Below are 13283 nucleotides of genomic sequence, written 5' to 3' on the forward strand. Positions count from 1 at the left end.
CGTCATTGCTAAGGAAAAGCACCACTAGCCAAATTCTATTTTATGCGTCCAGCTATTTCCATACCTGTTAGATTGTTTTTTATTCTCGCGGGTACTTTATTTTTTTCTTTTCGGCCTAATGATGATGAATTCATCAAACGATTGCTCGAACAGTTTCGTGTTTATATAAACCAGCAACCTACCGAGAAGGTCTATATTCATATCGACCGGGACACCTACCTGACAGGGGAGACCGTTTGGCTGAAAGGATACATGTTCGACGGATACACTCACACAGCGGATACGCTTAGTAGTGTACTGTATGTGGAGTTAGTGGACCCTTATGCCCGGCAGGTTTGCCTTCGGACGCAGCTTCGCGCAACAGGCAGTTATGCCATCGGTCAACTGATATTACCTGATTCACTTCCAGCGGGTTCATATCAACTTCGGGCTTATACCAACCTGATGCGAAATTATTCGGAGAGTTACTTTTTTACGAAGACGCTGACGGTTTTACATGCTGACGATTCGAGCGTGAGGACTACTCCCGTAAAACAAACACAGCCCGACGTTCAGTTTTTACCCGAAGGGGGTCATCTGGTTACTGGATTAACAAGCCGCATTGCGTTCAAAGCTGTTAATTCGGTGGGGCAGGGAGTTGCAGCAAAAGGCTTTGTACTGGATGCGAAAAAAGATACGGTTATTGGTTTTTTTACCACTCACCTGGGCATGGGCCATTTTATGCTCAAGCCTGAACCGGCACAAACCTACACCGCTTTTGTGCCGCTGCCAAACGGCACGCTCGCCAGCTATGCACTACCAGTCATACAGGAACAAGGTGTGGTCATGCAGGTTGAAAACTTGACGAATAAAGACAACGTGCTGGTATATGTGATGCACAACAAAGCCATTACTGATACTGCTGCAACCCTAACACTCGTTGCGCAAGCCGGAGGCCAGATTATTCAGGTGGCCAAAATACCCTTAACCCGAAAAATGGCCGCTGTCCGACTACCTCGGGCGACCTTTCCGGAAGGTATCGCCCAGCTAACGGTTTTTGATGAAACCCAAAAGCCGGTTTGCGAGCGACTAATCTTTATCAATAAGAATGAGCAACTCAATGTTGCGGTCGTAGCAGATAAAGCCTCGTACAAAAATCGGGAGCAGGTTAACCTGACAATAAAAACGACCAATGCCGACGGTAAGCCACTCTCGGCTAATTTATCACTCGCGGCTGTCGATACCAAGTTAGCGCCCGAAGGTGATTCCAATAGTACGACCATTCGCTCTCACATATTGCTTTCGTCTGACCTGGTGGGTACAATCGAACAGCCTGATACCTATTTCAATCCCGAAAATAAAGACCGTTTGTTGCAACTGGATTTATTGCTGATGACACAAGGCTGGCGACGTTTTGCCTGGACTGATGTACTGTCGGGTACTATTCCAGTCCTGAAATACCCATATGAAAAGGGATTGTCGTTAACTGGTAAAGTTGTGCGGCCTAACCAGAAGGACATTGGCGGCACAGTGAAGATGACATTTATTATTGCTAAAAAGGATAGTTCTCGCCAGATTCTGGCAGGCGAAAGCGACGAAGCCGGTAACTTCTGGGCGTATGATCTTGATTTTACGGACACTGCCACGGTGATGATCCAGGGATTGAAAGGTGCAGCCAATCGTAATCTGGTGATTACACTGGATCAACTACTGAAGCCAACTGTTACGATTGTTAAAGTCCCCTATAATCCGATGGAGTTCCGGCGCGACGAGCTAACTGACTTTATCCGCCGAACAAAAGAATATCAGGAAATCGAGCGCCAGATCAGGCAAAATAGAGAGGTCTTGTTGAACGCCGTTACGGTGAAAGCAAAGAAGTATGCGGAACGTGATTCTCGTGTTATTTACGGCACGCCCGATGCAACAGTTAAGTTCGATCAAACGAATACGTCGGGGCGACTAACCATTCTGGATGTTATTCAGGGGCGTATTGCGGGCGTACAGGTAACTGGCAATGGGTTTAACGCGCGCGTGCAAATTCGGGGTGCTGCCAACTTCAATGGCCCTGTAGACCCGCTGTTTGTGCTGGATGGAATGCCAATGGATTTGCAGGCGATCTTAGGGATTTCCGTGCAGGACGTTGACAGGGTCGATGTGTTGAAAGGAGCGTCGGCAGCCATTTATGGTTCGCGAGCTTCGGGTGGGGTGATTTCAATCTTAACCAAACGGGGAAAGTCAGTTGACGAAATACCAAGAGAGGCTCCACCGGGAACGTTGCTGGCTAAATTGCCCGGCTATGCGCCCGTACGCGAGTTTTACTCACCCCGATATGACATTAAAAAGCCTGAACATGCGCGGCCAGATTATCGGACAACGCTACACTGGGCACCCATGATTCAAACAGATATAGAAGGAAAAGCAACCGTTTCCTTCTATACATCAGATGCCAAAACCGACCTGCGTATTCGGGTGGAAGGTGCCACGCTGGATGGCCGACCGGTCGTAGGAGAAAGTAGGGTGCGGGTGGAATAAAGAACGGGTGGTATCGATCAACTGATACCACCCGTTTCGATATACTTATTCAGGCTAAACCGCGCCTAAAATTTTCATGTTATTAGGGTCCCAGCTTATTGCTCTTTTTTGAGCGAAGCTCATGTTACCGCACTGGGTTGGCCCACAGGCACGAAGGCCAAATGTGGCATCTTCAACATTCGGCGAGTTTGACCGAACCGACTTGAAGAAATTGACAAAGTGCTCGTATCTGTCACCTTTGTAATCTTTCGGGAACGAATATTTCATTTCCTTGGGGCCTTCCAGTTCAGGATGTGGCGGATACAACTTGTTGTATTCCTGCACATACAGTTCTTTCTGATCTTTTGGGAAATTATCAATAGACATTCCCGGCGCTTTCGGAAATTTATTCCGGTGGACAGTCAGGCTGTCGAATCCGAGGGAAAGGTCGCCTTCTGTACCCACAATCCGAACCAGGTAATTACCACCGCCACCATCCACAAAGTTAGAGCGGGTTGTCAGGTTAAATTCCGGGTGTTCGGCTGTTTTTGGGTAATCGTAAATGCTGAGTTGAATGTCTGGCACATCACGGCCATCTTTCCAATAGCGGGTGCCGCCACTTGAGTACACTTTGTTTGGGCCTTTTGACCCCGTAATGCAGTGCAGCGATGTTAGCAAGTGAACATACAGATCACCGGCAATCCCTGTTCCGTAGTCCTGATAATTACGCCACCGGAAAAAACGGAGCGGGTCCCAGGGGCGTTTGGGAGCGCTGCCCAGATAGGTATCCCAGTCAACGGTTTGGGGTGATGCATCGGGCGGAATGGAATACTGCCAGGCACCCATCGCACTGTGTCGGTCATAGATCGCTTCGGCAAAAACAAGCTCGCCAATATCACCAGCTTTCAATAATTCACGTGCTTTGGCAATGAGAAGCGAACTGGCAAACTGGCTGCCCACCTGAAATACCTTACCCGTTTCTTTCGACACTTTAATCAGGGTATGGCCGTCTTCAACTTTTTGAACCATAGGCTTTTCGCAGTACACATGCTTGCCTTTGTGCATGGCATCCGACGATATTTTTTCGTGCCAATGATCTGTTGTAGCGTTAATTACGGCGTCAATATCCTTCCGCTCAAGCAGTTCACGGTAATCTTTCGTGACGGGAAGGCTATCGCCCCAAAGTTCTTTGGCCCGGCGTAAACGGCCGTCATACAGGTCGCAGGCCGCCACCATTTCAATGCCATCGACCATCAAAGCCGTCTGCGTATCGCCAATACCCATACCGCCAGTGCCAATAAGGGCAATGCGAACTTTGTCGTTAGCGGCCGTACTGGAATGGCTACGTACCAGATTCAGGTATTGAGGAATGCCCTTCGAGCTGGTTTCTGCCAGTGCAGCAGGTGCAGTGGCAGCAGCAGTGCCCGCCAGCCCAAGGGTCTTCAAAAACGACCGCCGGGACTTGTTTTCCTGGTTGGCCGACGAAGCCGCTCGTTTTTTATCGTTCATAACAAAAACAGATTGGAAAGAAGAAAACCCACTTAAAAATAAGCGAAGTTGTAAGTATAATTAAAAAGAGCACTCAATCTACTTTCTCATCTTGCTACCCGCTAAAATTAGTCGTAGCATTACCCTTATTCCTACTCCTTAAAGCGAGCGTTACGCTCATTCACTCGTTAATAAAAATGAAACGCCACGTTATTCTACTATCTGGCCTATTACTGGCTGCCACAGGGCCTGTTGTTGCTCAAACCGCACCATTCCCAACGATTGGTCAGGTAGTTCGGGTTGATCCCCGGCTGGATAAACTTATTCCTGCCGACGCCAAAGTTGAGGTGCTGGCCAGCGGATTTGTCTGGACCGAAGGACCGATCTGGATGAAAGATCAGGCATGTCTGCTCTTTTCAGACGTTCCGCAGAATACTATTTACAAATGGACTGACAAAGAAGGTGTTACGCCCTTTTTGAAACCCTCCGGCTATACGGGTGTGGGACCCTACAGCGACGAACCCGGCTCCAATGGACTGACAATTGACCGGCAAGGGAGGCTCATTGCCTGCGAACATGGCGATCGTCGTGTAACGGCTATGCCGTTGAATGGGAGTGGCGGCAAACGCACCCTGGCCGACAACTTTAACGGCAAGCGGTTCAATAGTCCCAACGATGTGGTGGCTCACTCTAGTGGCAGCTATTATTTTACCGACCCACCTTACGGGATGCCGAAAAAAGAGAAAGATCCGGGTCGCGAAACGGATGGATGGGGCGTTTATCGTATTGCTCCCGAGCGGGCAGGGTTTCCTGGTGCCGTATCTATTGTTGTGAGTGATCTGACCCGCCCGAATGGAATTGCCCTGTCGCCCGATGAAAAAATAGTATACGTGGCTCAATCTGATCCGCTCCGTCCCGTTGTTATGGCATATCCGCTTCAGGCTGATGGATCGGTAGGTAAAGGACGGGTCGTGTTTGGGGCTGAGGGGATGAAAAAACTCGGTCTTGAAGGTGGTTTCGATGGTATGAAAGTGGACCGTGATGGCAATTTATATGTAACAGGGGGCGGTGGCGTATTGGTATTATCCGCTTCGGGCAACACACTGGGATTTATAAAAATTGGTGCTGCCACGGCCAATTGCGCCTGGGGTGATGATGGTTCGACGTTGTACATAACATCCGATATGTATCTCTGCCGAATACGGACATTTGCTAAAGGATGGTAATTTTTAATGCAGAGTGAAGAATTAAGAATGTGGCAGGCACTTTACATTTTTCACTCTACATTCTTCATTAAGAATGACTAACTTTGTATAGAGTACGTAGCTTGATTGAAAGGAATTTGTTCTCATGTTAGAGAATCGTAAGTGGGTCATCATTGGTGTTTTTTGCCTGGTTGGATTAGCGTATCTGGCCCGATTGTTTTATTTGCAGGTGTTGGACGATACCTACTCGCTGGGAGCATCGAAGAATTCCATTAAACGGGTGGTCGAAATACCCTACCGGGGGCAGGTCTACGACCGAAACAACCAGCTAATCGTTTATAATACACCTGTCTACGATCTGTATGTAACGCCTAAACAAGTCAAGATTCCCGATACAGCCGCTTTTTGCCGAATGATGAATGTCAGTCTTCCCGAATTTGACAGCATCATGGGGTTGGCTAAAAACTATTCACCGGTGAAACCATCGCTGTTTCTGCGGCAACTATCCAAAGAAGACTTTGCCCGAATTCAGGATGCTCTGGTCGACTATCGTGGGTTTGAACCAGTTATCAGTTCAATGCGAACCTACCCGGCTCATACCTTGTCGAATGCCCTGGGGTATGTCAGCGAAATCAGTAAAAAACAGCTGGAAAATCAGGATATAGTCTATTACCGGCAAGGTGACTACGTGGGTCATAACGGCTTGGAGGAACAATACGAAGAGCAGTTGCGCGGCAAACGTGGGGTTAAGTTTATGATGCAGAATGTTCGGGGCGTCAACAAAGGTTCCTGGAAAAACGGGGCTTTTGATACACTGGCCGTCGCCGGGCAAAACCTGATTACCGGTATCGATGTCGAGGTGCAGAAATACGCTGATAGCCTTATGCAGAATAAAATTGGCGCTGTGCTGGCCATAGAACCGGCAACGGGCGAAATACTAGTGTCGGTTTCTGCGCCAACCTATGATCCCAACCTGTTGTCGAGCCGTTTCTTCTCTAAAAACTATCGGGCACTAATTAAAAACCCATACAAGCCACTCATCAACCGGCCTATCATGGCCAGCTATCGACCTGGTTCAACGTTTAAGTTAATTCAGGCGCTCATTGCCCAGCAGCAGGGGTCGCTTTTGCCAACCACGGTATATGGTCATGCGGGTTCGCCAATGCGTTGTCACTGTCGTGGTGGTAATAATTTACGCGGAGCAGTGCAGAACTCCTGCAATCCCTATTTCTATTACGTGTTTCGTAAATTTCTTTACTTTAACGGCGAGCACAACACGTTCAAGGCATCGGCAATTGGGTTACGACAGTGGCATGATATGGCCGAGAAATTTGGCATTGGTGATCGTCTTGGTATAGACTTGCCAAGCGAAACAAAAGGGAATCTGCCGACACCGGAGTATTACGACAAAGCCTATCGCGGGTCGTTACGCTGGAAGTTTTCGAATGTGTACTCGCTAAGTATTGGCGAAGGCGAATTATTAATTAGTCCGCTCAAGCTGGTGAATCTGGCCGCAACGATTGCTAATCGGGGTTGGTTTATTACACCCCATTATATCAAAGGGTTTGGTAAAGCAGGCGTTGGTTTACCGGCAGAATACCGGGAACGGCACGAAACGGGTATTGACTACAAATATTATTTACCCGTGATCGACGGTATGCGGGGGGCGGTAGCTCATGGTACAGTAACACCTTTGGCAAACATTGCCGGTATTGATTTGTGTGGTAAAACCGGGACATCGCAAAACAACAAGTTTGGCCATAAGTTTGACCACTCTATTTTCATCGGTTTCGCGCCCATGAACAACCCCAAAATTGCGGTAGCTGTGTTTGTTGAAAATGCAGGTTGGGGGGGCAAGGCAGCCGCTTCGGTGGCAGCTCTGGTAGCCGAACGCTATTTGAAACGTAAAACGGAAGCGTTAAAGTTAGATGCTCAGGTGAAAGCGTCCAATTATCTGCCCCCTGTTACCAGTCTTCCCGGCTTCAAGAAACCCGTAGCGCCGAAGAAGGATACAACCCAACAAAAACCTGCCCCTAAACCCATGATGACCGCTACTAAACCTAAGCCGGTCATGGCAGCGATCATAAGCGGAAACTAACGGGTGTACGTTTACCCAAAACGATTTTTAGAAAAGTCATTATGGGTAAATCGTATGTCGTAAATCGTAAATCAATTTGGCCCGTAACAACGACCCATTCTCACAAAATATTGACTGGCTCACCCTCCTGCTGTATTTCGGCTGTGTAACGATGGGCTGGCTGAATGTCTATGCCGCTGTGTATAGCCCCGAAGACCATACCAGCTTATTCGATATGACGACCAATGCCGGAAAACAAATGATGTGGATCGGCACAACAGTGATTCTCATTATCTGCATTCTAGTTGTTAACCATACGTTTTTCGACACGTTTGCCTTTGTGTTTTACGGCTTCATGATACTCGTTCTGATACTGGTTTTATTTGCCGGATCGAATATTAACGGGTCCAGATCCTGGTTCAAATTTGGATCAGTTTCTATTCAGCCCGCCGAATTCGCAAAGGTGGCTACCGCGTTGGCACTGGCCAAATACCTGGATGTGCCGGGAATAAATCTTACAAAGCAAAAAGATCTGATGTTTATTGGGGGCATTATAGTGTTGCCCTGCATATTGATCTTAGCCTCTAACGAAACTGGGTCAACGCTTGTATTTGCCTCTTTCGTTATCATGCTTTACCGCGAAGGGTTACCAAGCTGGATTCCAGCGGTTGGTATTGCCGCTGCAGCATTGTTTGTGTTGGCGCTGGTTTTTCCCAAGCTGTATATTTTCATTGGAATTGTTGCATTGCTTGGGTTGATCATACTGCTTATGCCCCGCTACAATCGCACGTTGGCCAATTTGTTGTCAATAGGCTTGATTGGTATTGTGATGGTGGGGTACGTAACGGGGGTTGATTTTTTTGTGAACAACGTGCTGCAAAAGCACCAGCGTAACCGGATAAAAGTGCTGGTTGACCCTAAAATTGACCCGTTAGGTGTAGGGTGGAACGTAACGCAAGCCAAAATTGCGATCGGTTCGGGACGGCTTCAGGGTAAAGGCTTTCTGGAAGGAACACAAACGAAATTCGACTTTGTGCCCGAACAAAGCACCGACTTTATTTTTTGTACTATTGGCGAAGAGCACGGATTTGTGGGAGCAACGGTTGTCATTGCCCTGTTCATTGGGCTAATCTCCAGAATTGTCATACTTGCCGAAAAACAGCGAACTAAGTTTGCACGGGTTTATGGCTACTGCGTGGCTGGTATAATCTTCTTTCACGTAATGGTTAATGTAGGTATGACTATCGGTTTGATGCCCGTTATTGGTATTCCGTTACCATTTTTTAGCTACGGTGGTTCTTCGCTTTGGTCATTTTCTATTCTGCTGTTTATTTTTCTCAAACTCGACTCTCGCCGAACGGCATTTATGAGGAGGTAAACCATGACTTTTTCGTTAAAAGTTGAAAACTAAATCGCCGTTCAACCTGAGGTGAAACCTTTGATTGAACGGCGATTTGAGCTTAAAAAAAGGGAAACTACCGGCCTCCTGATCGTTGTCCTGTAACCCGTATAAAAACTAGATTCATCCATCGGGGCCGCCCATGCGGGGCCATTGCTTTTTTATAAGAAAGGCCTGTAAAATAGGACGGAACGATTGCTTCATTTGGCTGCTATACTGGTGTTCCAAATGTCGCGGTATAATTTCCAGTCACCTTTTTCTTTTTTCCAGATCACGATGTACTTGCCCGAATCAATGGCGCTGCTGTCGGCTCCTGATAATTTATAACGTCCAGTTTCGATAATCTGATCGCCAGCAGGATCGGCAGTAACGGTTTCCAGATTAACGTTTTTGACGCCTGCATCAAAGGCTCCTTTCCAAACGGGACCAATAGCCGTATTGCCTTTTACAACATCTCCGTTGGGTGGGTAAAGTTCGGCATCAGTGGCATAGAGGTCACTTATACCGGTTGTGCCTTTGCTGAAAATATCCATAAACTTTTGATTCGCGGCTACAACACTGGCCTTTGCTGCGTTAGATTGCGCTAAAGACTGAGCGGAAAACAGGGCGAATAAAACGAGGGTGAGAAGCGTAAGTTTCATGAGTATCTGGATGTTGATTGATTGAAAATCATTAACAAATATCATGGATCCTTGACGAGTTACCTATATCTCGAACGGGGGTATTTTTACGGTAATTCGCCTTCGTAATATTCTGTAAGTCAAACGATTTATAGTGAGTTTGTCTTGTCATAACGTCAATGGATTTAGTAAAGTAGCAGGAGTTGATTACCTATTGGCAAAGCGTTATGTTCAATGCTAAGCTGAAGGCCTGATCTTAGCTCGCTCCTGGTATTTTTAGCACTTTGTATTCAATTTCTTACACATTATCTTTGAACAGTGCCGAAAGTATACACGTCTCCCATGAATGCCATCCGTACTTGTCTAGCCATTACTAACCGTCTCGTTTCTGATCTGGCTAGTTGGGGTAGGAGAGAACGGAGTTTTATCCTGCTCTGGATAGGCTGTTTGGCGTTGGTAGGGTGCCAGTCAACGACTGAAACAAGAACGTATCGGATTGGGTTTTCGCAGTGTACCGGGGGCGATGAATGGCGAAAAACACTACTCAATGATATGAAACGCGAACTGACGTTTCACCCTAATTACACACTTCTCTACGAGGATGCAGGTAACAGTACGACGAAGCAAATCAGTCAGATTCAATCGTTAGTTGATCGTGATATTGATCTGCTCATCATTTCGCCTAACGAAGCCGCTCCCTTTACCAAAGTTGTTGAAGCCGTTTTTCGACAAGGAATTCCCGTGATTTTGCTCGACCGAAAGATTGAAACAGAATCTTATAATGCCTACATCGGGGGCGACAACGTTGAAATTGGGCGTCTGGCAGGCGTATTCATTGGGAACTATCTAAAAGGAAAAGGGCGCGTGGTTGAGGTATGGGGATTGCCCAGTTCATCACCTGCGCAGGAGCGGCATCGGGGTTTTCGGGAAGAGCTTAAAAAATATCCCAATATACAGGTAGTCAAAGAGTTAAATGGGCAGTGGGAACGCGATACAGTACGGCGTGTGGTGGCTTCTGATCTTAATACGCTTAAAAATGCTGACCTTTTGTTTGCGCATAACGATGTGATGGCACTGGGTGCCTATGGCGTTTTTAAGCAAAATGGCATTCAGGATCAACTGGATTTTGTGGGAATCGATGCCTTGCCCGGCCCGAGCGCGGGTATGCAGGCAATTACGGATGGTACTCTAAAAGCCAGTTTTTTGTATCCAACCGGAGGAGAAGAAGCCGTTGAAACGGCAACCCGAATTCTTGAAGGCAAATCTGTCAAACGGGAGCAAATTCTGAGTTCGATTCAAGTGGATGGTTCGAACGTTCGTGCCCTTAAAGCGCAAAGCGATAAACTCATCAAACAGCAACTCGACATTGAAAAACAAAGCCAGCGGATCGAAAAACTTACAGAAACATACACATCGCAGAAAAACACCTTATACCTCACCCTGACCAGTCTACTGGTAGCTATGTTCCTGGGTAGTTGGGCGTTATATCTTTATCGGTCGAAACAGACTGCTTACCAAACCCTCGAAAATCAGAACGACGAAATTCGGGAACAAAAAGATAAAATTGAGGCTGTATCCCAACAGGCACGCGTGGCAACGGAAGAGAAGCTGCGCTTCTATTCTTATATATCGCATGAGTTCAACACACCCCTGAGCTTAATATTAACTCCAGCAGAGGATTTGTTGAGTAAGAAATCAGTGAGCACAAACGAGTTGAAAAGTAACCTCTCGCTGATCCAGAAAAATGCCTATCGCCTGTTGCGGCTGATTGACCAAATGCTGGATTTACGCAAGACAGACGCCGGTAAACAACGGCTTCGCGCAACGGAGCAGGATCTGGTTGTCTTTATTCAGGATATTATTCAGGACTTTAAACGCAAAGCCGAAAAGCAGCGGATCGACTTACAATTTATTCACTCAGTGCCTGCTTTGCCTGTGTGGTTCGACAGGGAGAAACTAGACAAGGTTATCGTGAATCTGATTGCAAATGCGTTTAAATACACGCCCAAAGGCGGCCTTATTCATGTAGTGCTCGAAGGTGTAGGAAACCAGGTGCGTATTCAGGTTCAGGATAATGGTGAAGGAATGACCCCCGAGGAAAAGGATCACGCTTTCGACTTATTCTATAGCGGAACAAAGCCATTTAACCTGTCGAAAGGGCTTGGGTTGGCGTTATCGATGGAGTTTATACAATTACATCAGGGCGAAATCGAGGTACAGTCAGAAAAAGACAAAGGAACCACCTTCACCATTCTATTGCCGATGGGGAATACTCATTTGACCGCCGAAGAGATGGGTGAACAAATGGCCCGAAAGGCCGACATGCAACCCACACTGTCGGCACAGCAACTAGTAGCTGACCTGGACGAAGATGAGGTGACTGCGGTTGAGTGGCCACTAAAACGGGCCGGTACATTGCTGGTGGTTGAAGATAACGACGATATACGAACGTTTCTGACTACCCGGCTGGGCAATGAATATGAGATTATAGCCGAAAGTACAGGTGAAACTGGATGGGAGCGGGCTTTAGAGCTTATCCCTGATCTGATTATCAGCGATGTTATGCTTCCGGGTATGGATGGTCTACAGTTGACCCAGCGTGTAAAGGCCGACCTGCGAACATCACACATTCCGGTAATTTTACTAACTGCAAAAGGGCAGATCGAGCAGCGAATAGAAGGCACACGGGCGGGAGCCGATGCCTATATAACCAAGCCATTCAATACGACTTACCTGCTCGAAGTTTTACGAACTACACTTGCCAACCGCGAAAAATGGCAACGACGCTACGCATCCGATTTTCTCTCGCAGTCAGGAACCGAAAATCGGCAGGACAAGAAATTTTTGAATGAATTGACCGGCCTGATTGAGCAAGGGTTGATAAGTCCAAACTTTGGCGTTGAGAAATTAAGCCGCGATATGGGTCTGTCGCGGGTGCAGCTTTACCGGAAAGTACAGGCATTGCTCGACATGAACGTCATTGATTACATTGCCGAGATCCGTCTGAAGAAAGCCCGTCGGCTACTGGCCGAAAGCACCAAAACAATGGCCGAAATTGCCTACGAAACGGGCTTTAGTTCACCAGCTTACTTTACAACATTCTTCAAACAGCATACTCAGAAAACACCCTCAGAGTATCGGAAATCTCCGGCTGGAGTTTAGAAGGGACAATAGCAAAAGCCCCGTACTGCCCGTGATGGCTGATCGAGAGGGAAAGGGCCACGTTGCCAGCCGTCACTAAAGGAATGCCAAGGCTATCATTCTCAATACAAATATGCTGTTCTGATACATTAACTGCCACCGAAACGTGCTGCCTTATTTGCTGCCGTATCAGACGTTGATGAGCCCGGGAATCTGCCGTATCAAACGGAACAATCACCTGTGTGACGGTTGGGACTGTGTTGACAGGGAACGCTATTGTAGCAATATAATTCGTTGTAATAATCGATCTGGTTTGATACGTTTCGCCGTAAAAGACCGCCCCATCGACTGTTTCTGCCGTTGATTCATGTAGCGAGCAAGCGATTTTTGTAGGAGCAAAAAGGCGCTCTTTCGTTGTTCGAACGGCTAATTTATACGCACTCTCTTTCATGCTCCATAAGAGCCAGACCATCTGGTCGGGGTTGTTGGCTTCCTCTATGAGTTGTTGCTCATATGGGGTAAAGATTTTGTCGATATAGCCCCGGCGACGCCAGTTGCTTTCTAGCCTGGCTTGATTTAAATCAACAATATCATTTCCAATCATGCTTTTTCAGCTAATTTTTGGGTGATAACATCAATGGACGAGCCAACAGTGAGCATACGTTCCATGGCTTCATTGTCGATCACAATGTCAAATTCCTCTTCAACATCCAGCGCAATATCGACCAGATTTGCCGAGTTTATTTTCAGATCGTTTATGAAATCAGTACCTTCTGTAACATGCTCGTAGGCCTGTTCGTCCTGAACATAGGGTTTAACGATTTTTTTCAGTGTCGCGATTAATTCTTCTTTCGTTTGCATCG

Annotated in this window: 9 protein-coding genes; 5 read left to right on the forward strand and 4 right to left on the reverse strand. The window is 47.1% G+C overall.

All coding sequences use genetic code 11. The annotated features are described in order from the left end of the window. Window positions 1-42 precede the first annotated feature (42 nt). A complete protein-coding gene (locus tag CWM47_RS06560) occupies window positions 43-2511 on the forward strand; it encodes a TonB-dependent receptor plug domain-containing protein (protein ID WP_100987226.1) in 2469 nt (822 codons plus the stop codon). A 54-nt stretch (window positions 2512-2565) separates the two neighbouring features. On the opposite strand, the gene CWM47_RS06565 is transcribed toward CWM47_RS06560, so the two are convergent. Beyond that, on the reverse strand, window positions 2566-3999 hold the full coding sequence (locus tag CWM47_RS06565; RefSeq protein WP_100987227.1) for a Gfo/Idh/MocA family protein: 1434 nt from the start codon (window positions 3997-3999) through the stop codon (window positions 2566-2568). A gap of 176 nt (window positions 4000-4175) precedes the next feature. Between CWM47_RS06565 and CWM47_RS06570 the strand changes: the two genes are divergently transcribed. The 3 genes from CWM47_RS06570 (at window position 4176) to rodA (ending at window position 8638) form a co-directional block, all read left to right on the forward strand. Then, window positions 4176-5204: an SMP-30/gluconolactonase/LRE family protein gene (locus CWM47_RS06570; protein WP_100987228.1), complete on the forward strand. Its 1029-nt coding sequence runs from the start codon at window positions 4176-4178 to the stop codon at window positions 5202-5204. 124 nt (window positions 5205-5328) lie between these two features. After that, window positions 5329-7281, forward strand: a complete 1953-nt coding sequence (locus CWM47_RS06575) for a penicillin-binding transpeptidase domain-containing protein (RefSeq protein WP_100987229.1) — start codon at window positions 5329-5331, stop codon at window positions 7279-7281. A gap of 76 nt (window positions 7282-7357) precedes the next feature. Further along, a complete protein-coding gene (rodA, locus tag CWM47_RS06580; RefSeq protein WP_100987230.1) occupies window positions 7358-8638 on the forward strand; it encodes a rod shape-determining protein RodA in 1281 nt (426 codons plus the stop codon). 221 nt (window positions 8639-8859) lie between these two features. Here rodA and CWM47_RS06585 read toward each other — a convergent pair whose 3' ends face one another. Continuing rightward, window positions 8860-9300, reverse strand: coding sequence for a YybH family protein (locus CWM47_RS06585; protein ID WP_240625732.1), 441 nt, complete (start codon window positions 9298-9300; stop codon window positions 8860-8862). A 321-nt stretch (window positions 9301-9621) separates the two neighbouring features. Between CWM47_RS06585 and CWM47_RS06590 the strand changes: the two genes are divergently transcribed. Continuing rightward, the gene (locus tag CWM47_RS06590) at window positions 9622-12441 is read left to right on the forward strand and encodes a substrate-binding domain-containing protein (RefSeq protein ID WP_100987231.1); all 2820 of its coding nucleotides are present in this window, start codon (window positions 9622-9624) and stop codon (window positions 12439-12441) included. Here the strand turns inward: CWM47_RS06590 and CWM47_RS06595 are convergent. Continuing rightward, window positions 12383-13024 carry a 4'-phosphopantetheinyl transferase family protein gene (locus CWM47_RS06595; RefSeq protein WP_100987232.1) on the reverse strand — a complete coding sequence of 214 codons (642 nt, stop codon included), beginning with the start codon at window positions 13022-13024 and terminating at the stop codon, window positions 12383-12385. The two genes, CWM47_RS06590 and CWM47_RS06595, sit on opposite strands and share 59 nt — an antisense overlap. Then, entirely contained in the window at window positions 13021-13281 is a 261-nt protein-coding gene (locus CWM47_RS06600) for an acyl carrier protein (RefSeq protein ID WP_100987233.1), read from the reverse strand. The genes CWM47_RS06595 and CWM47_RS06600 overlap by 4 nt, the downstream gene beginning before the upstream one ends. Window positions 13282-13283: the final 2 nt, after the last annotated feature.

Origin of the sequence: Spirosoma pollinicola, assembly GCF_002831565.1 — a bacterium.
Classification (GTDB): Bacteria; Bacteroidota; Bacteroidia; order Cytophagales; family Spirosomataceae; genus Spirosoma; species Spirosoma pollinicola.

Excerpts from the sequence above, each read along its gene's own strand:
- CWM47_RS06560 (WP_100987226.1), top strand. The coding sequence starts at position 43 with ATGCGTCCAGCTATTTCCATACCTGTTAGATTGTTTTTTATTCTCGCG.
- CWM47_RS06565 (WP_100987227.1), bottom strand. The coding sequence starts at position 3,999 with ATGAACGATAAAAAACGAGCGGCTTCGTCGGCCAACCAGGAAAACAAG.
- CWM47_RS06570 (WP_100987228.1), top strand. The coding sequence starts at position 4,176 with ATGAAACGCCACGTTATTCTACTATCTGGCCTATTACTGGCTGCCACA.
- CWM47_RS06575 (WP_100987229.1), top strand. The coding sequence starts at position 5,329 with ATGTTAGAGAATCGTAAGTGGGTCATCATTGGTGTTTTTTGCCTGGTT.
- CWM47_RS06585 (WP_240625732.1), bottom strand. The coding sequence starts at position 9,300 with ATGAAACTTACGCTTCTCACCCTCGTTTTATTCGCCCTGTTTTCCGCT.
- CWM47_RS06590 (WP_100987231.1), top strand. The coding sequence starts at position 9,622 with ATGAATGCCATCCGTACTTGTCTAGCCATTACTAACCGTCTCGTTTCT.
- CWM47_RS06595 (WP_100987232.1), bottom strand. The coding sequence starts at position 13,024 with ATGATTGGAAATGATATTGTTGATTTAAATCAAGCCAGGCTAGAAAGC.
- CWM47_RS06600 (WP_100987233.1), bottom strand. The coding sequence starts at position 13,281 with ATGCAAACGAAAGAAGAATTAATCGCGACACTGAAAAAAATCGTTAAA.